This is a genomic window from Leifsonia sp. LS1, from assembly GCF_020521355.1.
In the GTDB taxonomy this organism is placed as follows: Bacteria; Actinomycetota; Actinomycetes; order Actinomycetales; family Microbacteriaceae; genus Leifsonia.
In genome coordinates, this window is record NZ_BPER01000010.1 from 39,025 (window position 1) to 61,256 (window position 22,232).

Genomic DNA, 22,232 nt, shown 5'->3' on the forward strand with positions numbered 1-22,232 from the left:
CGTCGACACCCTCGCCGATGCCATATTATGGGTGATTGCGGCGCTGATGCCCTACGGACGTCGACGCCACGTTCATCCATCACAACGGATCGTCCGGCACGTACCTGCCGGTGAAGGAGAAGAAGAGAAAATGGCGACTGTCACCTATGACAAGGCGACCCGGCTCTACCCGGGTTCCAACCGTCCCGCCGTGGACGCGCTCGACCTCGACATCGCGGACGGCGAGTTCCTCGTCCTCGTCGGCCCCTCGGGTTGCGGCAAGTCGACCTCCCTCCGCATGCTCGCGGGTCTGGAAGAGGTCAACGACGGCAACATCTTCATCGGCGAGCGCAACGTCACCGACGTCCCGCCGAAGGACCGCGACATCGCGATGGTGTTCCAGAACTATGCGCTCTACCCGCACATGACGGTCGCCGAGAACATGGGCTTCGCGCTCAAGATCGCCGGTGTCGGCAAGGAGGAGCGCGCCAGCCGGGTCCTCGAGGCCGCCAAGCTGCTCGACCTGGAGCCGTACCTCGGCCGCAAGCCGAAGGCGCTCTCGGGTGGTCAGCGTCAGCGCGTCGCCATGGGCCGCGCGATCGTCCGCTCCCCCCAGGTGTTCCTCATGGACGAGCCGCTGTCGAACCTCGACGCCAAGCTCCGCGTCCAGACCCGCACGCAGATCGCGTCGCTGACCCGCCGCCTGGGCGTCACGACCGTCTACGTCACCCACGACCAGACCGAGGCCCTCACCATGGGCGACCGTATCGCGGTCCTCAAGGACGGCGTCCTGCAGCAGGTCGGCACCCCGCGCGACCTGTACGCGCAGCCGAAGAACGTCTTCGTCGCCGGCTTCATCGGCAGCCCGGCCATGAACCTGTTCTCGGCCGACGTGACCGACGGCGGCATCAAGTTCGGCAACGCGATCGTCCCGGTCGAGCGCGACATCCTCGCGGCAGCCGGCTCCGCCGTCACCATCGGCGTCCGCCCGGAGGACGTCGTCGTGTCGTCCACCGAGGGCAGCGGCCTCAAGGTGACGGTCGACCTCGTCGAGGAGCTCGGCGCCGACGGCTACCTGTACGGCCACTCGGAGGTCGACGGCAAGCGCACCGACATCGTCGGTCGCGTCGACGGCCGCGTTCACCCGAACGCCGGCGACACCGTGTACATCACCCCGAAGCCGGGTCACGTGCACGCGTTCCACGCTGAGTCGGGCGAGCGCCTCGGCGGCGCCGTCGTCGACTGAGGTCGCGCACTAGGCTCCTCAGAAGGAATCACACTCTGCCGCAGTCCGGTTCCCGGGCTGCGGCAGAGTGCTTTCCCCGTCAGCACCGAACCCGGAAGGCATCCTCATGGCCGGCTCCGTCAACATCACCGCGGCGACCGTCGACCCCGCGCTGCTCGACCTCCCCTGGAACGTCCCGCTCGACCAGTGGTCCGCCGAGCACATCGCGCTCCTGCCGAAAGGCATCAGCCGGCACCTGGTCCGATTCGCGAACCTCTCCGGGTACGTCATCGCCATCAAGGAGACGACGGCCGAGATGGCACAGCGCGAATACGACATGCTGCGCACGCTGCAGCGCCTCGACGTGCCCTGCGTCGACCCGGTCGCCGTCATCAAGAACCGCACGGACGACGACGGCAACGAGCTGAACGCCGCCCTGGTCACCCGCCACCTCAAGTTCTCGCTCCCCTACCGCGCGCTGTTCTCGCAGACTCTGCGGCCCGACACGGCGACCCGTCTGGTCGACGCGCTCGCGGTGCTCTTGGTCCGGCTGCACATCGTCGGCTTCTTCTGGGGCGATGTCTCGCTCTCCAACACGCTCTTCCGCCGCGATGCCGGCGCATTCGCCGCCTACCTGGTGGATGCCGAGACGGGGCAGCTCTACGACGGGCTCTCCAACGGCCAGCGCGAGAACGACCTGGAGATCGCGCGCGTGAACATCGCCGGCGAGCTGATGGACCTCGAGGCCGGCGGCCGGATCGACGAGGACCTCGACCCGATCAAGGTCTCCAACGGCATCGTCGCCGCGTACCGTTCGCTCTGGAAGGAGCTGACGGGCAGCGAGTCCTTCTCGTCGTCCGAGCGCTGGCGCATCAGCCAGCGCGTCGAGCGCCTCAACGAGCTGGGCTTCGACATCGAGGAGCTGGCGATCAAGACCTCCGACGAGGGCACGACCGTCCGCATCCAGCCGAAGGTCGTCGACGCCGGGCACCACCAGCGGCGTCTGTTGCGGCTCACCGGTCTCGACACCGGCGAGAACCAGGCGCGCCGCCTGCTCAACGACCTCGACTCCTATGCCGCGACACTCGGCAAGGAGGGGCTGGACGAGGAAGCCATGGCCCACGAGTGGCTCATGCGTGTGTTCGAGCCCGTGATCCGCGCCATCCCGGCCGACCTCAAGGGCAAGCTCGAGCCGGCGGAGGTGTTCCACCAGTTGCTGGAGCACCGCTGGTTCATGTCGCAGCACGAGGGGCGCGACGTGCCGCTCGCCGAGGCCCTCACCTCGTACATCAACGACGTGCTCCGCCATCGCCGGGACGAGGCCACGGTGATCGCCCCGGCGACCGACACGATGAGCATCCCGACCATCCGTCGCGCCGCCGGCCTGGAGGATGACGACGACGATGCGGACGACTGGCGCTCGAAGGTCTGAGGCTCGGTGACGGAGGAGATTCGTCACGAAACGTCGCCCGCGTCCTCCGTTCCGCCGCTTGTGCCGCTCGGCGAGCGCCGATCGCCTCCGCTACCCGCGGTCCGGGCCCCTCATCCCGACTCGCGCACCCGCAACACGGCGTCGAGTCCGCGCCGGACGGTCTCGGCCGGGCGGTCGTCGTCCATCAGCTCGAGCAGCAGTTCGCCGCACGCTCGGCCGAAGGCGCGCGGCTGGAGGTCGACCGAAGTGATGGGCGGGGTGTGGAACTCCATGATCAGGCTGTCCACGCCCGAGACCAGCTTGATGTCGGCTCCCGGGCGCAGCCCGAGTGTGCGCAGGAGACCGGCGACGCGCACCGCCACCCCGTCGGCGCCGACCAGGACGGCGTCGACGCCCTCCGGGCCGGTCCACTCGGCGAGGCGACGCGCCAGGATCGCGTTCTCCTCGTGGATGGTGGTCAGCAGCACCCGCGGCTCCAGGCGGCGCTCGGCGCACCACGCGCGATAGGCGCCCTCGAGCTCCTGCGCCCAGGCGGAGACCTGCTCGACCAGCAGCAGGCCAGGCCGGGCCGCGCCGTGGGCGACGAACCGATCGAGCACGTCGCGGGTCGTGCGGGTGTTGGGCGACTCGACGATGCCCCACGGGTCGGGGAAGCCCGGAGGGGGCGCGTCCCCCGTGACGACGGGGAGTTCCTGCCCGAGGATCATCGCGGCGCCCTCGTCGTCGGAGTGCGGTTCGACCAGGATGAAGCCGTCCACGGGAGGGAAGGACTCGATGCGGGGGCTCGTCGGGGTGCTCGGGACGATGAGGAGGGACAGGTCGGCCTCGTGCAGACGCTCGGTCAGGCCGAGGGTCGTCTCCGTGTAGTAGCCGAAGTGCACGGCCGACTCCGGCAGGTAGAGGCCGACGGCTCCGGCACGCGACTGCCGCAGCGCGCGGCCCAGCCGGTTGATGCGGTAGCCGGACTCCTTCGCGATGGCGAGGACGCGCGCCCTGGTCTCCTCCGAGACGCCCTTCTTGCCGTTCAGAGCGAGCGAGACGGCGGCTGCTGAGATGCCGGCGCGCTCGGCGATGTCGGCCAGCGTCGTGCTCGCCATCGAACGCTCCTCTCCGCACCGGACGGCCCGCCGCGACGGGCTCGGGAGCCTCGATTGCATCGCGGCTCCCTCGCATTGTATAGTCCCAGATTAATCGATCAAGTTCTTAATCGATTCAGTTCGGATTTCCCGGACGTTTCCTCCTTCGCCGCGCGGGTGCGGCGACGAAGAGATGGGTGGCACGTGGCAGTGGAGCTCGACCTCGCGTTCGTCGACGGCATGGTCTTCGACGGCGTCTCGGACACACCCCGGCGCCTCGACGTCGGTGTGGCCGGCGGACGCATCGCCGTGCTCGGGGACGACGTCGCCGCGGGCATCGCTGCGGGCACGCGGGTCGTCGACCTCACCGGACGCCTCCTGCTCCCCGGCCTCATCGACTCCCACGTGCACCCGGTCGAGGCGGGCGTCGAGCGTCTCCACTGCGACCTCTCCTCCGGCTGGACGAAAGAGGACTACCTGCGCATCATCGCCGAGTACGCGGCAGCGAACCCCGAGCGCGGCTGGATCGTCGGCGGAGGCTGGCAGCAGGCCGCCTTCGCGGGCGGAGCGCCGCTCGCCGCCGACCTCGACGCGCTCGGCACGGGACGGCCGATGGTCATCTCCAACCGGGACCACCACAGCGCGTGGGTCAACTCGGAGGCCCTCCGTCGCGCCGGGATCGACCGCCACACCCCCGACCCCGTCGACGGGCGCATCGAGCGCGACGCCGCCGGCGAGCCGACCGGAACGCTCCACGAGGGCGCACGGATGCTCGTCCTGCGCCTCGCGCCCGCTGCCACCTCCGACGAGCAGTACGACGGGCTCCTGGAAGCCCAGCGCTACCTGCACTCGTTCGGGATCACCGGCTGGCAGGACGCACTCATCGGCGACTACGGCAACCACTCCGCGGGCATCGTGGACGCGTACCAGCGTGCGATGGACGAGGACCGGCTGAAGGCGCGCGTGAACGGCGCCATCTGGTGGGAACGCGAGCGCGGTCCGGAGCAGATCGCCCGCATCCTGGGCCTGCGGGAGCGCTTCCAGGACGAACGGTTCCGCATCACGACGGTGAAGGTCATGCAGGACGGCATCGTGGAGAACCGGACGGCCGCGATGATCGAGCCCTACGTGCACCAGTGCGGCCCCGGCGAGACCCACGACGACGGCCTCTCGTTCGTGGACCCGGCACTGCTGGCCGACTACGTCTCGCGCCTCGACGCGCTCGGCCTGCAGGTGCACTTCCATGCCATCGGCGACCGCGGCGTTCGCGAGTCCCTGGATGCCGTGGCCGCCGCCCGCGCCGCGAACGGCGACAGCGGCCTCCTGCACCACATCGCACACCTGCAGGTCGTCCATCCGGACGACCACGCACGGTTCGCCTCCCTCGGCGTCGCCGCCAACATCCAGCCGCTGTGGGCCTGCTACGACCCGCAGATGGTCGAGCTGAACGTCCCGTTGCTCGGAGCCGAGCGCACCACCACCCAGTACCCGTTCGGCTCCCTGCTCGGGGCCGGCGCGCACCTCTGCGCCGGCTCGGACTGGCCGGTCACGAGTCCGGACCCCTGGCTCGGTATCCACGTGGCGGTCAACCGCCGTCTGCCGGCCTGGCACCCCGATCACAACGCCGAGGCGTTCCTCCCGAGCGAGAGCCTGCCTCTGGCCGACGCCCTGCGCGCCTACACCAGCGGCGCCGCACGCATCAACGGCCGCGACGACTCCACCGGGTCGATCGCGGTGGGCTACTGGGCCGACCTGGCCGTCGTCGACCGCGATCCGTTCGCCCACCCCGCGGACACGATCGCCGACACCCGCACCATCGAGACCTTCGTCGCCGGGGAGTCCGTGTACGCGGCCCTCCCTGTCGCGAGCTGACGGTCCCGCCCCGCACAGCACACCCCCAAGGAGACAGCACCATGAGAAATCGCACCCTCACCGTCCTCGCCATGGCCGCCGTCGCCGCCGTGCTCACCGGCTGCTCCAGCGGCGCCGCGGGCAGCGCGGACCGGCAGACCGCACTGAAGGACCTCACGATCGAGAAGCTCGACGCGGCCGCCGCGCTGCTCCCGGCCGACATCCAGAAGGCCGGGAAGCTCGTCGTCGGCGTCGACCCGACCTACGCCCCCAATGAGTTCAAAGACAAGGACGGCGCCCCCATCGGCTGGGAGATCGACCTCATCGACGCCGTCGCGGCGAAGCTCGGAGTGAAGACCGACTACCGCGTCGCTAAGTTCGACAACATCGTCCCGAGCATCCTCGGTGAGAAGTACGACATGGGCCTCGGCGGCTACTACGACACCAAGAAGCGCGAGGAGACGCTCGACATGGTGGACTTCTTCACCGCGGGAAACCAGTTCGCCTCCCCCGCGGACAAGCCCATCACGGACGAGCTCGACGTGTGCGGCCTGAAGGTCGCCGTGCAGAACGGCGGATCGGCTCCGCTGGTCTACCTGCCCGAGATCGACAAGAAGTGCGAAGCCGCAGGCAAGGAGACGGTCACGCAGCTCGGGTACGACACGCAGGACGACGCCACCGCCGCGGTGACGTTGGGGCGCGCGGACGCGATGGTCGCCGACTCCCCCGTGATCGGCTACGCGGCCAAGCTCAGCAAGGGCAAGCTCGTCACCTCGCCGATCTACGACTCCCTCCTCTCCGGCACGCCGGTCAAGAAGGACCGCGGGCAGTTCGCCGACGCCATCCTCGCCGCGCTGCAGGACCTCCAGAAGGACGGCAGCTACACGAAGATCCTCACCTTCTGGGGCGTCGAGAACGGCGCGCTCGACACGATGCAGATCAATGGCGCGACCGAATAGCGCCCCCGAGGCCGGCACCGCCCCGCGCGGTGCCGGCCGTCGGCGCTCCACCGAACCGGGCCTCCACCCGGTGACCGGCGCCCCGGCCATCCGCTCGACACCCGTCCGGCACCCGTGGCGTGCCGTGGCCGCGGTCGTCATCCTCCTCGCGATCGTGCTCTTCGTGATCGACGCCGGCCGTCGCGAGGCCTACGACTGGCCGGCCTTCGCCGAGTACCTGTTCGACCCGCGCATCGTGCAGGCCGCGGGCGTGACCCTGCTGCTCACGGTGCTCTCCATGGTGATCGCGGTGCTGCTCGGTGTGCTGCTGGCCGTGATGCGGCAGAGTCCGAACTACATCGTGCGCTGGGCGTCCGGCGTCTTCATCTGGATCTTCCGCGGCACGCCGGTGTACGTCCAGCTGGTCTTCTGGGGCCTCCTCTCGACCATCTACAAGACCATCGAGATCGGCATCCCGTTCCAGCAGCCGTGGCTCGTGTTCGAGAGCATCGACCTGTTCGACGTGTTCTGGATCGCCGTCTTCGGACTCGCCCTCAACGAGGCGGCCTACATGGCCGAGATCGTGCGCGCCGGCCTGCTGTCGGTCGACACCGGGCAGAAGGAGGCGTCGACCGCGCTCGGCCTCACGCGGGCGCAGACGATGCGGAAGATCGTCCTCCCCCAGGCGATGCGCGTCATCATCCCGCCGACCGGCAACGAGGTCATCTCGATGCTGAAGACCACGTCGCTCGTCACGGCCGTTCCCTTCAGCCTCGACCTCTACACCCGCTCGCGCGACATCTCGGCCGAGACGCTCAACCCCATTCCCCTGCTGCTGGTCGCTTCGGTCTGGTACCTCGCGTTCACATCGATCATGATGGTCGGCCAGCTCTTCCTCGAACGGCGATTCGCGCGCGGCTTCGACCAGCGCGGCGGCGGCCACGTGCCGGAGCCGATGCCCGAGACGGAGGCCGTCGGTGCGACGGCGCCGGGAGGCACGGCGGCGATCGATACCGCCCCGGCCGCCCCGACCCACACGGAAGGAGCGGCCCGATGAGCGGCACCGCGACCGGCGCGCTCCCGATGGTGCGCGCAGAGGAGGTCCACAAGGCCTACGGCGACCACCATGTCCTCCGCGGCGTCTCTCTGGACGTGCATCAGGGCGAGGTCGTGTGCGTGATCGGCCCGTCCGGCTCCGGCAAGTCCACCTTCCTGCGCTGCATCAACCACCTCGAGGGCATCGACGGCGGGCGCATCCTCGTCGACGGCTCGCTCATCGGGTACCGGCAGGTGGGCGACCGCCTGCACGATCTCACGCCCACCCAGGCGGCGGCGCAGCGCCGGGACATCGGGATGGTGTTCCAGCGGTTCAACCTGTTCCCGCATCTCTCGGTGCTGGAGAACATCACGACCGCTCCGATCATGGTCGGCGGCCAGAAGCCCGCGCAGGCGGCCGCGCGCGCCCGCGAGCTCCTCGACCGCGTCGGGCTCGGTGCCAAAGCCAACGCCTACCCCGGCCAGCTGTCGGGCGGCCAGCAGCAGCGCGTGGCCATCGCTCGCGCCCTGGCGATGGACCCGAAGCTGATGCTCTTCGACGAGCCCACCTCGGCGCTCGACCCCGAGCTCGTCGGCGAGGTGCTCGACGTGATGAAGGGCCTGGCGCAGTCCGGCATGACGATGGTCGTCGTCACCCACGAGATCGGGTTCGCCCGCGAGGTCGGCGACACCCTCGTCTTCATGGACGGCGGCGTGGTCGTCGAGTCGGGCGACCCCCGCGCCATGATCGCCGACCCCCGACACCAGCGCACCCGCACGTTCCTCTCCCACGTGCTCTGACCGCCCGCGACACGAAACCGCCGCGGCCGCAGGTTCCCCTGCGGCCGCGGCGGTTCTCGGTGCCGTCGTCGCGGACGCGGCTACGCGGCGGAGCCGGAGGACTCGGCGCGGAGCTTGGCGATCTCGTACAGGGTGACGCTGACGGCGATGCCGGCGTTCAGCGACTCGGTCGCCGCGCTGATCGGGATGGAGACGACCGCGTCGCAGGTCTCGGTGACGAGACGCGAGAGTCCCTTGCCTTCGCTGCCGACCACGATCACGACGGGACGGTCGGCGAACGTGAGCCCGGGGAGCGACACATCGCCGCCGCCGTCGAGTCCGAGGACGAACACGCCCGCCTGCTTGAACGCCTTGAGCGTCTGGGTCAGGTTGGCCGCCATCGCGACCGGGGTGCGCGCCGCGGCACCGGCCGAGGTCTTCCACGCCGAGGCCGTCATGCCGACCGAGCGGCGCTGCGGGATGATGACGCCCTGGCCGCCGAACGCGGCGGTCGAGCGGATGATCGCGCCCAGGTTGCGCGGGTCGGTGATGCCGTCGAGCGCGACGAAGAGCGGGGTCTCGTTCTTGCGGATCGTGAGATCGAGCAGCTCCCCCGGGTGTGCGTACTCGTACGGCGGAACCTTGAGCGCCACGCCCTGGTGCACGGCGTCACGGCCCGCGAGCCGGTCCAGCTCGGGGCGCATGATCTCGAGCACCGGGATGGCGCGGCCGGTGGCGATCGAGAGGATCTCCTTCATCCGGTCGTCCATCTCCACGCGCGCGGCGATGTAGAGCGTCGTGGCCGGGATGCGCGCGCGCAGTGCCTCGAGGACCGAGTTGCGGCCGGTCACGATCTCGCTCTCGTCTCCGCTCTTCGCCCGGCGGGAGGCTCCCGACGCGCCACGCGGGGCGGCGTCGCGCCCGCCGCGGCCCGCCTGCTTGGCGGCCGCGCGCTCGCGCAGCACCTTGTTCTTGTGCGCGACGTGGTACTCGCGGTCCTCGGCCTTCGGCGTCGGCCCCTTGCCTTCGAGCGCGCGGCGCCCGTTGCCGCCGCTGCCGACCTGGGCGCCCTTGCGCCCCTTCCTCACGGCGCCGCCGCGCGGCTTGCCACCCGAACTCTTCATGCTTCGATACTCCAATGCGACCCCGTCGGGGTGTCTTCGATGGTGATGCCCGCGCCGATCAGTTCGTCGCGGATGCGGTCGGCGGCCGTGAAGTCGCGGGCCTGCCGGGCGGCCTGTCGGTCGTCGAGCAGTCGGGAGACCAGCTGGCCGAGCGCCGCGTCGGCGGCGGACGATCCAGCACGGCTCCACTGCGGGGACAGCGGGTTGATGCCCAGCACCTCGGTCATCGCGAGGGCCTGGCCGCGCGCGATGGCGGCGGCCTCCAAGTCTTCCGCATCCAGCGCCGCGTTTCCTGAACGCACGGTGTCGTGCAGCACGGCGAGCGCCTGCGGCACGGCGAGGTCGTCGTCCATCGCCTCCGCGAAGGCGTCGGGGACGACCTCCGCGCCCGTGCCGGCGAAGCGGGTGCCGGTGAGCCGTCGGTCGACGCGCTCGAAGAACCCGGCGATGCGATCGAGGGCCGCCTCCGCCTCGGCGAGGGAGCCGTCGTGGAAGTCGATGGTCGAGCGGTAGTGCGCCGAGCCGAGGTAGTAGCGGACGACGAGCGGACGCGCGGCGGCGAGCAGGTCGGCCGCGTAGACCGAGTTGCCGAGCGACTTGCTCATCTTCTGTCCGTTGACGTGCACGAGCCCGTTGTGCACCCAGTAGTTCGCGAAGGCATCCCCGGCCGCCGTCGACTGCGCGAGCTCGTTCTCGTGATGCGGGAAGCGGAGGTCGAGGCCGCCGCCGTGGATGTCGAACTGCGGCCCGAGATAGCGGCGGGACATCGCGGAGCACTCGATGTGCCAGCCGGGCCGTCCCTCTCCCCAGGGGGACGGGAACGACGCGGACTCGGGCTCGTCGGCCTTGCGGCCCTTCCAGAGCGCGAAGTCGCGCGGGTCGCGCTTGTCGCGCGGGTCGGCGTCCGCCGCCGCCTCCATGTTGTCGATGCTCTGCCGTGTCAGCTCGCCGTAGGCGGGCCAGCTCTTCACGTCGAAGTACACGTCGCCCGAGCCGTCTGCGGCCGGGTAGGCGTGCCCGTTGTCGATCAGGCGCTCGATGATCCGCTGCATCTGCGGGATGCTGGCCGTCGCCCGCGGCTCGTAGGTCGGCGGCTGCACGCCGAGCGCGGTGTACCCCGCGGTGAACTCGAGCTCGAACCGGTAGGCGAGCGCCCACCACTCCTCGCTGCTGCCCTCGGCGCGGGCGGCCTCCGCGTTCAGGAGGATCTTGTCGTCGATGTCGGTGACGTTGCGCACCAGCGTGACGTCGAGCCCGCGGTAGGTGAACCAGCGACGGAGCTGGTCGTAGACGAGGGCGGAGCGCAGATGTCCGATGTGCGGCGACGACTGGACGGTCGGTCCGCACACGTACATCCCCACGGCGCCGGGGCGGAGGGGGACGAAGTCGCGCAGGGCGCCGGCCTTCGTGTCGTAGAGTCGCAGAGTCACGGCATACAGCCTACGGGCCGCGCGCTGCCGGCGCTCAGCGCGGCAGCAACAACGCCGTGGCGAGCGCGGCGACGCCTTCCCCTCGGCCGGTGAAGCCGAGGCCGTCCGTGGTGGTCGCCGAGAGCGAGACCGGGGCGCCGAGCACGGCGGCCAGGGCCTCCTGGGCCTCCGCCCGGCGGGGTGAGAACTTCGGCCTGTTGCCGACGATCTGAGCGGTCACGTTGCCGATCCGGTAGCCCGCCTCTTCGACCAGGCGGCGCGCTTCGGCGAGGAAGACGACGCCGCGGGCGTCCGCGAGCCGGGGGTCGTCGGTGCCGAAGACGGTGCCGATGTCGCCGAGCGCGGCCGCCGAGAGCAGGGCGTCGACGATGGCGTGCGCGACCGCGTCCCCGTCGCTGTGCCCGGCGAGCCCGTCCTCCCCCGGCCAGTGCAGGCCTGCAAGCCAGAGCTCGGCGGCGGGATCGAACCCGTGCGTGTCGCTTCCGAAGCCGATCCGCGGCGTGGGGGGCTCGGCCCGGCCTCCGTTCAGGAGTACCTCGGCCCGCCGCAGGTCCCACGGCGTCGTGATCTTGAAGGCGTGCGCGTCGCCGGGGACGACCGACACGGGATGCCCGCCTGCGGCGACCAGGCCGGCGTCATCGGTCTCGTCGCTCGTCGCCGCAGCGTAGGCGGCGAGCAGCTGGTCGCGCGGGAACCCCTGCGGGGTCTGGATGGCGGAGAGCGCCGACCGGTCGACCGTCTCGTGCACCTCCCCGTCGGGAGAAACGCGCTTGATTGTGTCGCTCACCGGCAGGCCCGGGATGATGCCGTGACCGGCGTGCCGGACGGCGGCGACCACGGCGTCGAACAGCGAGGGCGGGGTCAACGCGCGGGCGGCGTCGTGCACGAGCACGACCTCGACGTCGGGGGCCAGCGCCGCGAGCCCGGCGGCCACCGACCGCTGGCGCGTCTCCCCTCCGGCGACCACCGCCGACGGGGCGAGGGAGCCGAGCGCGCCGGCGACGATCGTCCGCGCCTCCTCCAGCCGCTCGGACGGGGCGACGACGATCGTCTGCGCTGGTTCGGCCATCCCGCGTACGGAGCCGAGCGAGCGCTCGAGCAGGGTACGGCCGCCGAGGGCGACGAACGCCTTCGGAAGTCCGGCGCCCAGACGGGTGCCGCTCCCGGCGGCGACGACGACGACGGCCACGCGCGGGGCCGGGATGCTGCTGTCCACCCCACGAGACTAGTCCGCCCCAGCCCCCCCGCCGCGGGGGCCGGGGGCCCCGGGGGGGGTGGTCAGACCTCCCGACGCCGGCGTGCGCGCAGCAGCAGTGCGGCGGCGCCTCCCACGATCAGCAGGAGGGCGAGCGCGCCACCCGCGAGCGGGAGGCTGCTGCCGGTGTCGGCCAGGCCGGAGACCGGGCCGGCGCCCGCTCCCCCGGACGCTCCGCCGACCGCCGCGACCGTGACGCCGATGCTCCAGAGCTCGCCGGCCGCGGTGCGAACGACGAGGCGGTGGGCCCCGGCGGTCGCGTCGACGGGGATGGTCCCCTGCAGTGTGATCGCCGACCCGTCGCCGATCGCCTGGGCGATCGTGACCGGCGTCGAGTGGAACTCGAGCGCGTAGTCCGTGCCGACGACGGTCGGGGCGACCGTGACGGTCACCGCGTCTCCCGGCGTCAGCACGGCACCCTCCGCGATCGGTCGTCCCGCGGCGTCGACCACGCCCGTGACGGCCGGAGCCGGTTCGGGGGCCTTCGCGCCGACCACGACTGTGTTCGAGACCGCCGCGGCAGAGGTGTAGCCCTCCGCCGTGGCGCTCACCGACACGCTGAGCGGCAGCCCTTCGTCGGCGGCCTGCGGCGTGTAGGAGGCGTCGGCTGTGTCCGTCACGACGGCGACGCCGTCGACGAGCCAGGTGTATCGCAGGGCCGCGTCCGCCGGATCCGCCGTGGCCGATGCCGCCACCGGCTCGGCGACGCGAGCACCGCCCAGGTCGGCGACCGTGAGGGCGATCTCGCGGGCGAGGGCGACCGTGTAGGTCTCCGTCGCCGTGCCGTCCTCGCTCGTCACGACCACGGTGCCGACGTGACCGTTTGCGGCCGAGGGCTGAGTGATGGAGACCCCGGCCTTCCCGTCCACCGCGACCGCCGCGAGCTCCGGCACGGCCGCGCCACGGGTCGGGACGGAGTACTCGGTGGTCCCGGTCGCGAAGCCGGCCACCGGCTCACCGCCGACGGTGAGCGCGGCGAGGCCCGCGACCGCTCCCGCACCGGCAGTGCGCGCGTAGATCTGCACTTCGGCGATCGTCAGGTGCGTGTTCGCGTACGCGGTCATGACCACGCGCACCTTCGAGGTGCTGACCCCGCCGATGGGCACATCGACGATCGGCGCGCTGCCGTCCGTCGGGACGGGGACGACAGTGGGCGAATCGGGCGCGTCGATCCACGTGCCGGACGCGTCCGCGTACTGCACGGTCAGCCGACTCGGCCAGCTGGTGGTCGAGCCGTCTTTGTAGGCGTAGATCGTCACGTGGTTCACCGTCTGCGTGCCACCGAGGTCGTAGGTCAGCGTGCTGGAGGTCGGCTTGTTCGTCGACACCCAGTTCGACCACCCCTTGTCGGTCGTGACGCCGTTCCGGGTGCTGTCGGCGGAGTAGCCGCTCTCGGTCGAGGTCGCCGTGGCCTTCACCGCCGTGTCCGTCGCGACGTTCCGCTCCGACGGGGTGGTGACGATCAGGGACAGCGTCGCCGGGAGGGATGCCGCGGCCGGATCGTTCGACACGGCGGTGCCGCGCACCATGACCACGCCGGGGTTCGCCAGCGCAGCGTCGGTGACAGTGGTCCAGTCCCAGGTCACGGCGGCGTCGTGGGTCGCACCGCTCGTGCCCACGTGGGCGGGGACGGTGGCGGGGGCCGCGGCGCGCACCGCGGCGGCGGAGACGCCCGCGAAGGTCGTCAGCGAGACCGGATCGGTGCGGCTGTAGCCGCCCACGTCCACCGTCGCGACGGCGGAGTCGAAGGCGTGCCCGAACAGATCCGTGCCGGAGCCGCGGAGGGTGACCGTTCCCGGCACGCTCCAGTCGGCACCCGCAGTGTCCCAGGTCACGGCCACCAGCGAGCCCGCGCCGGACCGGTAGACCGGCACGACGGTGGCGGGCAGGGAGGGAGCGCTTCCGGCGAGGGTCGCGATCGCGACGGGCTGGATCGACACGAGCTGCGTGTCCTGGATGGTCCACAGCTGGTTGGCGCCGGTGTTCGAGCCGTAGACGCCGACGGGCGCGTTCTCGGCCGTCGACTGGCCGCCCACGTCGAGCACCGAGCCGGCGGCCACGCTCAGGAGGCTGTAGCGGGCGCCGTCGACCGTCGAGAGCATCCATTGCGCCGACGGGTCGGAGGCGGCGGCCCCGTCCGCGAGGGACCTCACCGCTGTGCCTGCGGACGTCGCCGTCAGGTAACGGCCGGAGCCGTCCTGCAGCGTGTAGCGCTCGATGTTCGCAGCGCCCGAGGTGAGCTTGCGGACCGTCCAGGCCTGCGTGGAGGCCGCAGCCGCGGTCGTCGCCGACGAGGTGATCGTCGCCGCGCCGGTCGCGCTCCCGGTCAGGTTCTTGCCGCTCTGCACGCCGCGCAGCTGGTACGTGTGGCCGTCCTGGAGCGGGACGGCGGTCTCGGCGACACCGTGCACCCCGGTCACGACGAGCGTCGTGACCGACTTCGCCGGTACGGTCACGCGCGCGGTCTTGGCCGCCGCATCCACGGGGAGGGCGGCCTTCTGCACCAGGGCGTTGGCCGTCGGGTCGCTCGCGGGCGACTCGGTGGTGACGATCGGGGTGACCGTCGCGCCCGCGTCGATCGCCCCGAACTTCGACAGGTCGAGGGTGAGGTCCTCCGGCGCGGTGCCCGCGTTCGTGTGCACCAGCGTGACCGCGCCGCCGTCGGCGCCGAGGGCCGCGGTGGTCGCCGCGTTCGTCGACGGGATGATGTGGTCGCCCGGGCGGATGTAGTGCGTGAAGTTGCGCACCGTGTTGTACTTCGCGTTGGTCACGACCCTGCACGACGGGTCGGCGTCACCGTCCGCCAGGCGCCGCACGGAATTCCCGTCGGCATTGCAGTCGAAGTCGATGTCGATGCTGCCCCAGTTGAGCTTCTCGACCTTCTGCATGTTGTAGTAGTCCTCGACCGGCTGCCAGAAGATCCACGCGCTCGGCTCGAGCTCGCGCAGGTCGTCCGTGATGCGCGTGGCCATGCCGATGCCGTTGTTGATGTTCGTCTGGTTGTTGACGCCCGTGCCGTCCCAGTCGCCCTCGACCTCGCTCATCCAGAGGTCCTTGCCGTTGGCCTTCGCGACATCGCGCACCTGGGTGCGGCCGCTCGTGCCGTAGGTGTGCACGTTGAGCTGGTCGACGGCGGCCTTCGCCTGCTGCGACCAGCCGTTCCAGTCGGTCATGAAGATCGACGGGTTGGTCTCGTCCATCGCGGAGATGTGCGCGCCGGTCGTGGTTCCGGGCTGCGCGAGCTCGCTCTGCAGCGCCTTGATCACCGTGTCCTGCAACGCGGGACCCATGTGCGCGCCCTCCTGACCGCCCTTCTTGGGCCAGCCGGTGCTGGAGTCGATGTTCGTTCCCCAGTAGTTCGTGTTGGGCTCGTTGAACGGGTCGATGCTGTCGAAGGTGATCCCGCTGGTCTGCTCGATGTGCTGGACGACGGTCTTCAGGTAGGTGACGTAGTCCGCGATGCTCGAGGTCTTCAGCTGGTCGCTGGAGGCGCTGAAGTTGCCTGAGACGTACCCGCTGTTGGTCATGAAGTAGGGCGGGGAGTTGCTGAACGCCTCCCACTTCGTGATCTTCTCCTTCAGCGCGTCGACCCACCAGCGCTGGGTGGCGTCCGCCGAGAAGTCGTAGGAGGCCGGGTCGTCCGCATCCCACGCCGCCGCGAGTCGATCGCGGTCGGCGTAGGTGCTCGTGATCGCGCCCTGGGCATCCGTCGCCGTGACGTCCGGGTTCCACCAGCCGTCGACGGCGCCGCCGGCCCGCAGGTACGGCGGCACGTCGGTCGCGTTGCCTCCGCCGATGTTGTAGCGGGCGATGTTGAGGTTGAGGCCGTCGCTGCCGAAGACCTTGTCGAACAGGTCCTGGCGCACTGCCTCAGGGTATCCGCCGGTCGCGTTCGCGAACCAGGCGAGGCTCGTGCCCCATCCTTCGAACGCGGCGTTCTGGTAGGCGGGGTTCGGGGTGATGGTGACCGCGGAAGCGGTGGCTGCTGCGGCGGTTTCCTGGCTGCCGGGGATGCTCGTGATGCTTCCGGCCGCGGCGAGGGAGCCGACGGCGAAAGAGGCGAGCAGCAGCCGTCGAAGACGTGACGACACTGTCAGGTGACCTTTCGATTCTGGTGATGTTGACGTCAACATGTTTACGTCAACATTGCAGAGTCTGGCCTAACCCTCCCGCGGAAGTCAACGGCTGCCCGCGTCGCGTTACGGCCGGGCCGCCCTCGAATGAGAAGTGGATCCGAGCCCGCCGCCGCGCATACCGGGGAACGTATACGGCCCCGTGACCGGAGGGTCACGGGGCCGTAGCGGAATGCAGAGTGGGCTCCTAGGAGGCGAGCACCTCGTCGAGGAGGCTCGACGCCTTCTCGTCGTCGGTCTTCTCCGCCAGCGCCAGTTCGGAGATGAGGATCTGCCGCGCCTTGGCGAGCATGCGCTTCTCGCCCGCGGACAGCCCGCGATCCTGATCGCGACGCCACAGGTCGCGGACGACCTCGGAGACCTTGATGACGTCGCCGGACGCCAGCTTCTCCAGGTTGGCCTTGTACCGGCGCGACCAGTTGGTGGGCTCCTCCGTGAACGGGGCTCGGAGCACCTCGAAGACGCGGTCCAGACCCTCCTTGCCGATGACGTCGCGCACTCCCACGAGGTCGACGTTCTCGGCGGGGACCTCGATGGTCAGGTCGCCCTGCGTCACGTTGAGCTTGAGGTACAGCTTCTCTTCACCCTTGATGATTCTTTTCTTGACCTCGGTGATCGTTGCAGCACCGTGATGGGGGTAAACGACGGTTTCGCCAACCTCGAAAAGCATAGATATGTTGTCCCTTCAGCAAAGAATAGGATACCACACGAGGCACATGCTAAGGTTCGCCCTCGCACCTGCGGGCGGCCCCGAGAGGCCCTCGCGCATAGGCTAAACTCGACTCGAATCTCCGCTTCCTGACAGGGCTGCACCGCGCCGTCGAGCGGAACGATCGGGAGGGTCATCCAGTGAAAGCTCGAGTCGCGGCGTCCGTCGTCCTCGCCCTGACGGTTGCGTTCGGCACCGCGGGATGCGGGCTCATCGCCCCGCAGGCCACCACGAAGCACTACGACGCGAGCGACGGCGTCAGCGGCAACGTCGGCACCGTCGACGTGCGCAACGCGATCATCGTCACGGACGCCTCCGGCGGCACCGTGGGCAGCCTCGTGGTGACGCTCGTCAACACCGGCTCGACCGCCCAGCGCGTGGCCGTCACGGCCGGCGACAAGAGCAGCGACCCCGCCTACGTCACGGTCGACGCCGGCCAGACCAAGAAGATCGGCACCGACCCGGAGTCCACGTCGGGCAACGTCTTCTTCACCCCGTTCTCCGCGCTGCCGGGCAGCCTCTACCCCGTCTACTTCCAGTACGGCGACCAGACCGGCATGCAGCTGCAGGTCCCCGTGCTCGACGGCGGCCTCGCCGAGTACAAGGACCTCGTGCCGCCGACGGTGCTCCCGACCCCGACGCACACCGCGACGGCGACGAGCACCCCGGAGCCGACGGAGACCGCCGCTCCGTAATCCGCACGCCGCATACGACGAAGCCGCCCCTCGAGAACGAGGAGCGGCTTCGTCGTATGCGGTCGAACGCGGGTCAGGCGTTGAAGCGGTAGCCGAGTCCCCGCACGGTCACCAGCATCTGCGGCTCGGACGGGCTCTCCTCGATCCGCGAGCGGATGCGCTTGATGTGCACATCGAGCGTCTTCGTGTCGCCGAAGTAGTCGCTCCCCCACACCCGGTCGATCAGCTGGCCGCGCGTGAGCACGCGGCCGGCGTTGCGCAGCAGCAGTTCGAGCAGCTCGAATTCCTTCAGCGGCATGGAGATCTCCGAGCCGTTCACGGCCACGGTGTGGCGGTCCACATCCATCCGCACCGTGCCGGCTTCGAGGATGCCGTCGTCCTCGACCTCCTCGGCCTCGACCCGCCGGCGCAGCACGGCGCGGATCCGCGCCAGAAGCTCCCGGGAGGAGTACGGCTTGGTCACGTAGTCGTCCGCGCCGAGCTCGAGGCCGACCACGATGTCCACCTCGGAGTCCTTGGCGGTCAGCATGATGATCGGCACGGTCGAGCGCGACCGGATCTCGCGGCACACCTCGGTGCCGGGGATGCCCGGCAACATGAGGTCGAGCAGCACCAGATCGGCGCCCTCCTTGTCGAACTCGGCGAGCGCGGTCGGGCCGTCCTCGGCCACGGTCACCTCATAGCCCTCGCGGCCGAGCAGGTACGCGAGCGGCTCGCTGAGCGCGCCCTCATCCTCGACGAGCAGGATGGATGTCACAGGTTCTCTCCTATCGGGGGACGGACGGTGGAGGCTTCGGGCAGCCGGATCGTGAAGGTGGATCCGCGCCCCGGCTGCGACCAGACGCGCACCTCGCCGCCGTGGTTCTGCACGGCGTGCTTGACGATGGACAGCCCGAGCCCCGTCCCGCCGGTGTTGCGCGAGCGCGCCTGATCGACGCGGAAGAAGCGCTCGAAGACGCGATCCAGGTCTTCCTCGGGGATTCCCTCGCCCTGGTCGGTGACCGCGATCTCGACGACGCCGTCGAGCGTGCGGACGCCGATCCCGATGCGGGAGTCGTCCGGCGAGTACTGGATGGCGTTCGAGATGAGGTTGTCGACGGCGGTGACCAGGAGGCTCTCGTTGCCGAGCACCTCCGCCGTCTTCTCACCGCGCATGGCGATCTCGATTCCGCGCGACTCGGCGGCCACGCGGTTCTGGTCGATGGCGGCCTTCACGATCTTCGCGGCCGACAGCGTGCGCGCGTCTCCGAGCGCATCGGTGGCCTGGAGGCGGCTGAGCTCGATGATGTCGCGGGTGATCCGGGCGAGACGCGAGGCCTCGTCGCTCAGCCGCGCCGCGAACCGGCGCACCTGCACCGGGTCGTCCGACGCGTCGTCGAGCGCCTCGGCGAGCAGGCCCACCGCCCCGATCGGCGTCTTCAGCTCGTGACTGATGTTCGCCACGAAGTCCCGTCGGACCGAGTCCAGGCGGTACGACTCCGTGCGGTCCTCCGCCAGCAGCAGGATGTACCGGGAGCCCAGACGGGCCACGCGCACGCTCAGGTGGATGTTCGCGTCGCCGAACGGTCCACGTGCGAGTTCGCAGTCCTCGGTCACCGGCTCGCCCGACCGGCGGACCCGGTTCACGAGTTCGACCAGGTGCGGGTGGACGAGCGCGCCGCTCCAGACCAGACCGATCGCGTGCGCGCCCGGCGAGGCCTTGATCACGTTGTTCGACGGGTCGAGCACGACACCGGCGGACTCCATCGCGTCGAGCACCTGATCGACGCCGTCGGGGACCGCCGGGTTGACGACGGCCGCGGCGTGATCGCCGCGCCGCGCCGCGATGTGCAGGATCCACACGAATCCGGCGCCGACGGCGAGGCCCAGGCCCAGCGAGAGCAGCACCAACCAGGCGGAGTCCATGCCGCAAGCGTATGGGATCGTGGAACGCGCCGGAGGTCGCTCGCCCCGTTCCGCCGCGTGTTTTCGCGGGTATGTTGGACGATGTTCAGCCTCAGGGCACCGATTGTTAACCTGATGCGGCGAACATGCTGAACGGGGTCAGACGACCCCGACATCCCGCGTGCCCGCGCACGCCAGGAAGGATCCCACCCCATGCGCGAAGTGTTCCAGCAGGAGCTGGCCGAAGTCCAGGACCGACTGGTCGAGATCGCCGAGCTCGTCGTCCGCTCCATCCAGCACGCGACGCGGGCGTTCAACGAGTCCGACGTGTCGCTGGCCGAGGACGTCATCGAGAACGACCACCGCATCGACGAGCTCACCGTCATCCTCGACGAGCTCTCCATCCAGATCCTCGCCCGCCAGCAGCCGGTCGCCCGCGACCTGCGCATCGTGGTGAGCGCGCTGCGCATCAGCGCCTCCCTGGAGCGGATGGGCGACATGGCCGAGCACATCGCCCAGCTCGCCCGCTACCGCTTCCCGGACAAGGTGGTGCCGAAGGGCCTCCGCTCGACCTTCGCCGAGATGGGCCGTCTCGACGTCGCCATCGCCGAGAAGCTCGCCGAACTGCTCCGCACCCAGGACATCCGCCTCGCGGACGAGATCCGCAACGACGACGACGACGTCGACGAGCTGCACGCCAGCGTGTTCGACAAGGTCCTCGGCGAGACCTGGAAGGGCCAGGCCGTCGACACCGTCGACGCCACCCTCGCCTCGCGCTACCACGAGCGGTTCGCCGACCACGCGGTGTCGATCGCCAAGAAGGTGCAGTACCTCGCGACCGGCGACTGGGCTCCGGAGCTCGCCTCCTGAGCCCCGCTCGCACGCAAGAGAAAACCGCCGAGCGGGCGAATACTCTGCCCGCTCGGCGGTTTTTCGCGTACGTCGTGCCGTCTCGCGGCTACTTCTTGCCCTGGGCGGCGACGGCGGCGGCACCGGCGGCGGCGGCCTCGGGGTCGAGGTAGTACGCGGGCTCCGTCGGGCGGAAGTCGGCGTCGAGCGTGTAGACGAGCGGGATGCCGGTCGGGATGTTGAGCTCCGCGATGTCGTCGTCCGAGATGCCGTCGAGGTGCTTCACCAGCGCGCGCAGCGAGTTGCCGTGCGCCGTGACGAGCACCGTCTTCCCCTCGGCCAGGCTGACCGTGATGTCGGACTCCCAGTAGGGCAGCATGCGGTCGATGACGTCCTTGAGGCACTCGGTGCGCGGCAGGTCGTCGCCGAGGCCGGCGTAACGCGGATCGTGCGCCTGAGAGAACTCGCTGTCGTCATCGAGCGGCGGCGGCGGCACGTCGAACGAACGGCGCCAGAGCTGGAACTGCTCCGGACCGAATTTCTCGAGCGTCTCCGCCTTGTCGAGGCCCTGCAGGGCGCCGTAGTGGCGCTCGTTCAGACGCCACGTGCGCTTCACGTCGATCCACAGCCGGTCGGAGACGTCGAGCGCGTAGTTCGCGGTCTGGATCGCGCGCGTGAGGACGGACGTGTAGAGGATGTCGGGCTGGAGGCCGGACTCGGCGAGCAGCTCGCCGGCGCGCTTGGCCTCGGTGACGCCCTGCTCGCTGAGCCGGACGTCGACCCAGCCGGTGAACAGATTCTTCTGGTTCCACTCGCTGTTGCCGTGGCGGAGGAGGATCAAAGTGTAGGGGGCGGACATGGTCCTAATCTACCGTCCGGGAGCCCGGCGCCGCAGGCCCGGTCGCCCGGGCGGCCGACCGTGCCCGGCTGCGGCAGACTGTGCCCGGCTGCGGCAGACTGGGGTAATGGCTTCCGGTGCGATCGGCACGGTGACCCGTGGCACGACCAACACCAACCGGCTGCGTCGCGTCGACCGTTGGGTCGCCGCCCAGCCGGTGCTCCGCCGCACCCCCGACCCGCTCGTCGTCGACCTCGGCTACGGCGCGAGCGGTGTCACCGCCCTCGAGCTGCACCAGCGCCTCGCGAAGGCGCGACCGGACGTCGAGGTCGTCGGCCTCGAGATCGAGCCGGGGAGGGTGCGGACCGCCGACGCGCAGCTGGCCGCCGTGCGGGAGGGACGCACCGGCTTCGACCCCGGTGCGCGCATCCGCTTCGCGCTGGGCGGCTTCGAGGTGCCGCTCCCCGGCGGGCGGCGGGCTGCCGTGATCCGCGCGTTCAACGTCCTGAGGCAGTACGACGAGTCGGAGGTGGCGGCCGCGTGGGATCGCATGCTCGCCCGCCTCCAGCCCTGCGGCCTGCTCGTCGAGGGGACCTGCGACGAGATCGGCCGCGTCGCGAGCTGGGTCGCGCTCGACCAGGCAGGACCGGCGTCACTCACGGTGTCCCTCCGGCTGCGCGAGCTGGACGCCCCCTCGATCGTCGCCGAGCGGCTCCCGAAGGCGCTCATCCACCGCAATGTGCCGGGCGAGCGGGTGCACACGTTCCTGTCGGAGCTCGACCGGCTGTGGCGCATCCACTCGCCCCTCGCCGCGTACGGCCCCTCGCAGCGCTGGATCGCCGTGGCGCAGGGGATGCGCGACGCCGGCTGGCCCGTGCTCGGCGGCCGTGCCCGCTGGCGCCTCGGCGAGCTCACTGTCGCCTGGCCCGCCGTCTCCCCCGCCTGAGCCCTGCCCACATTCGTGACGAATGCGGCGAAAGCGCGCGCTCGTCGCGACAT

General features: G+C 70.5%; 18 protein-coding genes. 9 read left to right on the top strand and 9 right to left on the bottom strand.

Features of this window, described 5'->3' with window-relative positions; genetic code table 11:
* Positions 1–130 precede the first annotated feature (130 nt).
* Together LLS1_RS16555 and LLS1_RS16560 are read left to right on the top strand one after the other, a co-directional pair.
* Positions 131–1,225, top strand: a complete 1,095-nt coding sequence (locus tag LLS1_RS16555) for an ABC transporter ATP-binding protein (protein ID WP_223357714.1) — start codon at positions 131–133, stop codon at positions 1,223–1,225.
* Positions 1,226–1,331: 106 nt separating this feature from the next.
* A complete protein-coding gene (locus tag LLS1_RS16560; RefSeq protein ID WP_226657278.1) occupies positions 1,332–2,636 on the top strand; it encodes a DUF4032 domain-containing protein in 1,305 nt (434 codons plus the stop codon).
* Between the two features lie 110 nt (positions 2,637–2,746).
* Here LLS1_RS16560 and LLS1_RS16565 read toward each other — a convergent pair whose 3' ends face one another.
* Positions 2,747–3,733, bottom strand: a complete 987-nt coding sequence (locus LLS1_RS16565; RefSeq protein ID WP_226657280.1) for a LacI family DNA-binding transcriptional regulator — start codon at positions 3,731–3,733, stop codon at positions 2,747–2,749.
* Between the two features lie 183 nt (positions 3,734–3,916).
* On the opposite strand from LLS1_RS16565, the gene LLS1_RS16570 reads away from it, so the two are divergent.
* The 4 genes from LLS1_RS16570 to LLS1_RS16585 are packed head-to-tail and all read left to right on the top strand — an operon-like array spanning position 3,917 to position 8,337.
* Complete coding sequence (locus LLS1_RS16570) at positions 3,917–5,584, top strand: amidohydrolase (protein WP_226657282.1); 1,668 nt, start codon at positions 3,917–3,919, stop codon at positions 5,582–5,584.
* A gap of 41 nt (positions 5,585–5,625) precedes the next feature.
* Positions 5,626–6,522: an ABC transporter substrate-binding protein gene (locus LLS1_RS16575; RefSeq protein WP_226657284.1), complete on the top strand. Its 897-nt coding sequence runs from the start codon at positions 5,626–5,628 to the stop codon at positions 6,520–6,522.
* On the top strand, positions 6,506–7,558 hold the full coding sequence (locus LLS1_RS16580) for an amino acid ABC transporter permease (RefSeq protein ID WP_226657285.1): 1,053 nt from the start codon (positions 6,506–6,508) through the stop codon (positions 7,556–7,558). Before LLS1_RS16575 ends, LLS1_RS16580 begins: the two co-directional genes overlap by 17 nt.
* The gene (locus LLS1_RS16585) at positions 7,555–8,337 is read left to right on the top strand and encodes an amino acid ABC transporter ATP-binding protein (RefSeq protein WP_308443826.1); all 783 of its coding nucleotides are present in this window, start codon (positions 7,555–7,557) and stop codon (positions 8,335–8,337) included. Before LLS1_RS16580 ends, LLS1_RS16585 begins: the two co-directional genes overlap by 4 nt.
* An 80-nt stretch (positions 8,338–8,417) precedes the next feature.
* On the opposite strand, the gene rlmB is transcribed toward LLS1_RS16585, so the two are convergent.
* From rlmB to LLS1_RS16610, 5 genes are all read right to left on the bottom strand, one after another.
* Complete coding sequence (rlmB, locus tag LLS1_RS16590) at positions 8,418–9,440, bottom strand: 23S rRNA (guanosine(2251)-2'-O)-methyltransferase RlmB (protein ID WP_226657287.1); 1,023 nt, start codon at positions 9,438–9,440, stop codon at positions 8,418–8,420.
* Positions 9,437–10,870, bottom strand: a complete 1,434-nt coding sequence (gene cysS / locus LLS1_RS16595) for a cysteine--tRNA ligase (RefSeq protein ID WP_223357721.1) — start codon at positions 10,868–10,870, stop codon at positions 9,437–9,439. The genes rlmB and cysS overlap by 4 nt, the downstream gene beginning before the upstream one ends.
* A 34-nt stretch (positions 10,871–10,904) precedes the next feature.
* Positions 10,905–12,086, bottom strand: a complete 1,182-nt coding sequence (ispD, locus tag LLS1_RS16600) for a 2-C-methyl-D-erythritol 4-phosphate cytidylyltransferase (protein WP_226657289.1) — start codon at positions 12,084–12,086, stop codon at positions 10,905–10,907.
* Between the two features lie 62 nt (positions 12,087–12,148).
* A complete protein-coding gene (locus tag LLS1_RS16605; RefSeq protein WP_226657291.1) occupies positions 12,149–16,216 on the bottom strand; it encodes an RICIN domain-containing protein in 4,068 nt (1,355 codons plus the stop codon).
* Between the two features lie 229 nt (positions 16,217–16,445).
* Positions 16,446–16,928: a CarD family transcriptional regulator gene (locus LLS1_RS16610; RefSeq protein ID WP_021763858.1), complete on the bottom strand. Its 483-nt coding sequence runs from the start codon at positions 16,926–16,928 to the stop codon at positions 16,446–16,448.
* 179 nt (positions 16,929–17,107) lie between these two features.
* Between LLS1_RS16610 and LLS1_RS16615 the strand changes: the two genes are divergently transcribed.
* Complete coding sequence (locus LLS1_RS16615) at positions 17,108–17,662, top strand: hypothetical protein (protein ID WP_226657293.1); 555 nt, start codon at positions 17,108–17,110, stop codon at positions 17,660–17,662.
* Positions 17,663–17,735: 73 nt separating this feature from the next.
* On the opposite strand, the gene LLS1_RS16620 is transcribed toward LLS1_RS16615, so the two are convergent.
* Entirely contained in the window at positions 17,736–18,419 is a 684-nt protein-coding gene (locus LLS1_RS16620) for a response regulator transcription factor (RefSeq protein WP_223357725.1), read from the bottom strand.
* Positions 18,416–19,567 carry a cell wall metabolism sensor histidine kinase WalK gene (locus LLS1_RS16625; RefSeq protein WP_226657295.1) on the bottom strand — a complete coding sequence of 384 codons (1,152 nt, stop codon included), beginning with the start codon at positions 19,565–19,567 and terminating at the stop codon, positions 18,416–18,418. The genes LLS1_RS16620 and LLS1_RS16625 overlap by 4 nt, the downstream gene beginning before the upstream one ends.
* Before the next feature lie 192 nt (positions 19,568–19,759).
* Here LLS1_RS16625 and phoU point away from each other — a divergent pair, with 192 nt between their 5' ends.
* Positions 19,760–20,416, top strand: coding sequence for a phosphate signaling complex protein PhoU (gene phoU, locus LLS1_RS16630; RefSeq protein ID WP_223357727.1), 657 nt, complete (start codon positions 19,760–19,762; stop codon positions 20,414–20,416).
* Positions 20,417–20,504: 88 nt separating this feature from the next.
* On the opposite strand, the gene LLS1_RS16635 is transcribed toward phoU, so the two are convergent.
* Positions 20,505–21,254, bottom strand: a complete 750-nt coding sequence (locus tag LLS1_RS16635) for a phosphoglyceromutase (RefSeq protein WP_223357728.1) — start codon at positions 21,252–21,254, stop codon at positions 20,505–20,507.
* A 106-nt stretch (positions 21,255–21,360) separates the two neighbouring features.
* On the opposite strand from LLS1_RS16635, the gene LLS1_RS16640 reads away from it, so the two are divergent.
* On the top strand, positions 21,361–22,179 hold the full coding sequence (locus LLS1_RS16640) for a class I SAM-dependent methyltransferase (protein ID WP_226657297.1): 819 nt from the start codon (positions 21,361–21,363) through the stop codon (positions 22,177–22,179).
* Positions 22,180–22,232: the final 53 nt, after the last annotated feature.

Bases quoted from the DNA above. Each gene is read 5' to 3' on its own strand.
- LLS1_RS16640 (WP_226657297.1), top strand. From the start codon at position 21,361: ATGGCTTCCGGTGCGATCGGCACGGTGACCCGTGGCACGACCAACACC.
- LLS1_RS16635 (WP_223357728.1), bottom strand. From the start codon at position 21,254: ATGTCCGCCCCCTACACTTTGATCCTCCTCCGCCACGGCAACAGCGAG.
- rlmB (WP_226657287.1), bottom strand. From the start codon at position 9,440: ATGAAGAGTTCGGGTGGCAAGCCGCGCGGCGGCGCCGTGAGGAAGGGG.
- LLS1_RS16575 (WP_226657284.1), top strand. From the start codon at position 5,626: ATGAGAAATCGCACCCTCACCGTCCTCGCCATGGCCGCCGTCGCCGCC.
- LLS1_RS16555 (WP_223357714.1), top strand. From the start codon at position 131: ATGGCGACTGTCACCTATGACAAGGCGACCCGGCTCTACCCGGGTTCC.
- LLS1_RS16580 (WP_226657285.1), top strand. From the start codon at position 6,506: ATGGCGCGACCGAATAGCGCCCCCGAGGCCGGCACCGCCCCGCGCGGT.
- LLS1_RS16625 (WP_226657295.1), bottom strand. From the start codon at position 19,567: ATGGACTCCGCCTGGTTGGTGCTGCTCTCGCTGGGCCTGGGCCTCGCC.
- LLS1_RS16610 (WP_021763858.1), bottom strand. From the start codon at position 16,928: ATGCTTTTCGAGGTTGGCGAAACCGTCGTTTACCCCCATCACGGTGCT.
- LLS1_RS16565 (WP_226657280.1), bottom strand. From the start codon at position 3,733: ATGGCGAGCACGACGCTGGCCGACATCGCCGAGCGCGCCGGCATCTCA.
- phoU (WP_223357727.1), top strand. From the start codon at position 19,760: ATGCGCGAAGTGTTCCAGCAGGAGCTGGCCGAAGTCCAGGACCGACTG.
- LLS1_RS16560 (WP_226657278.1), top strand. From the start codon at position 1,332: ATGGCCGGCTCCGTCAACATCACCGCGGCGACCGTCGACCCCGCGCTG.
- LLS1_RS16585 (WP_308443826.1), top strand. From the start codon at position 7,555: ATGAGCGGCACCGCGACCGGCGCGCTCCCGATGGTGCGCGCAGAGGAG.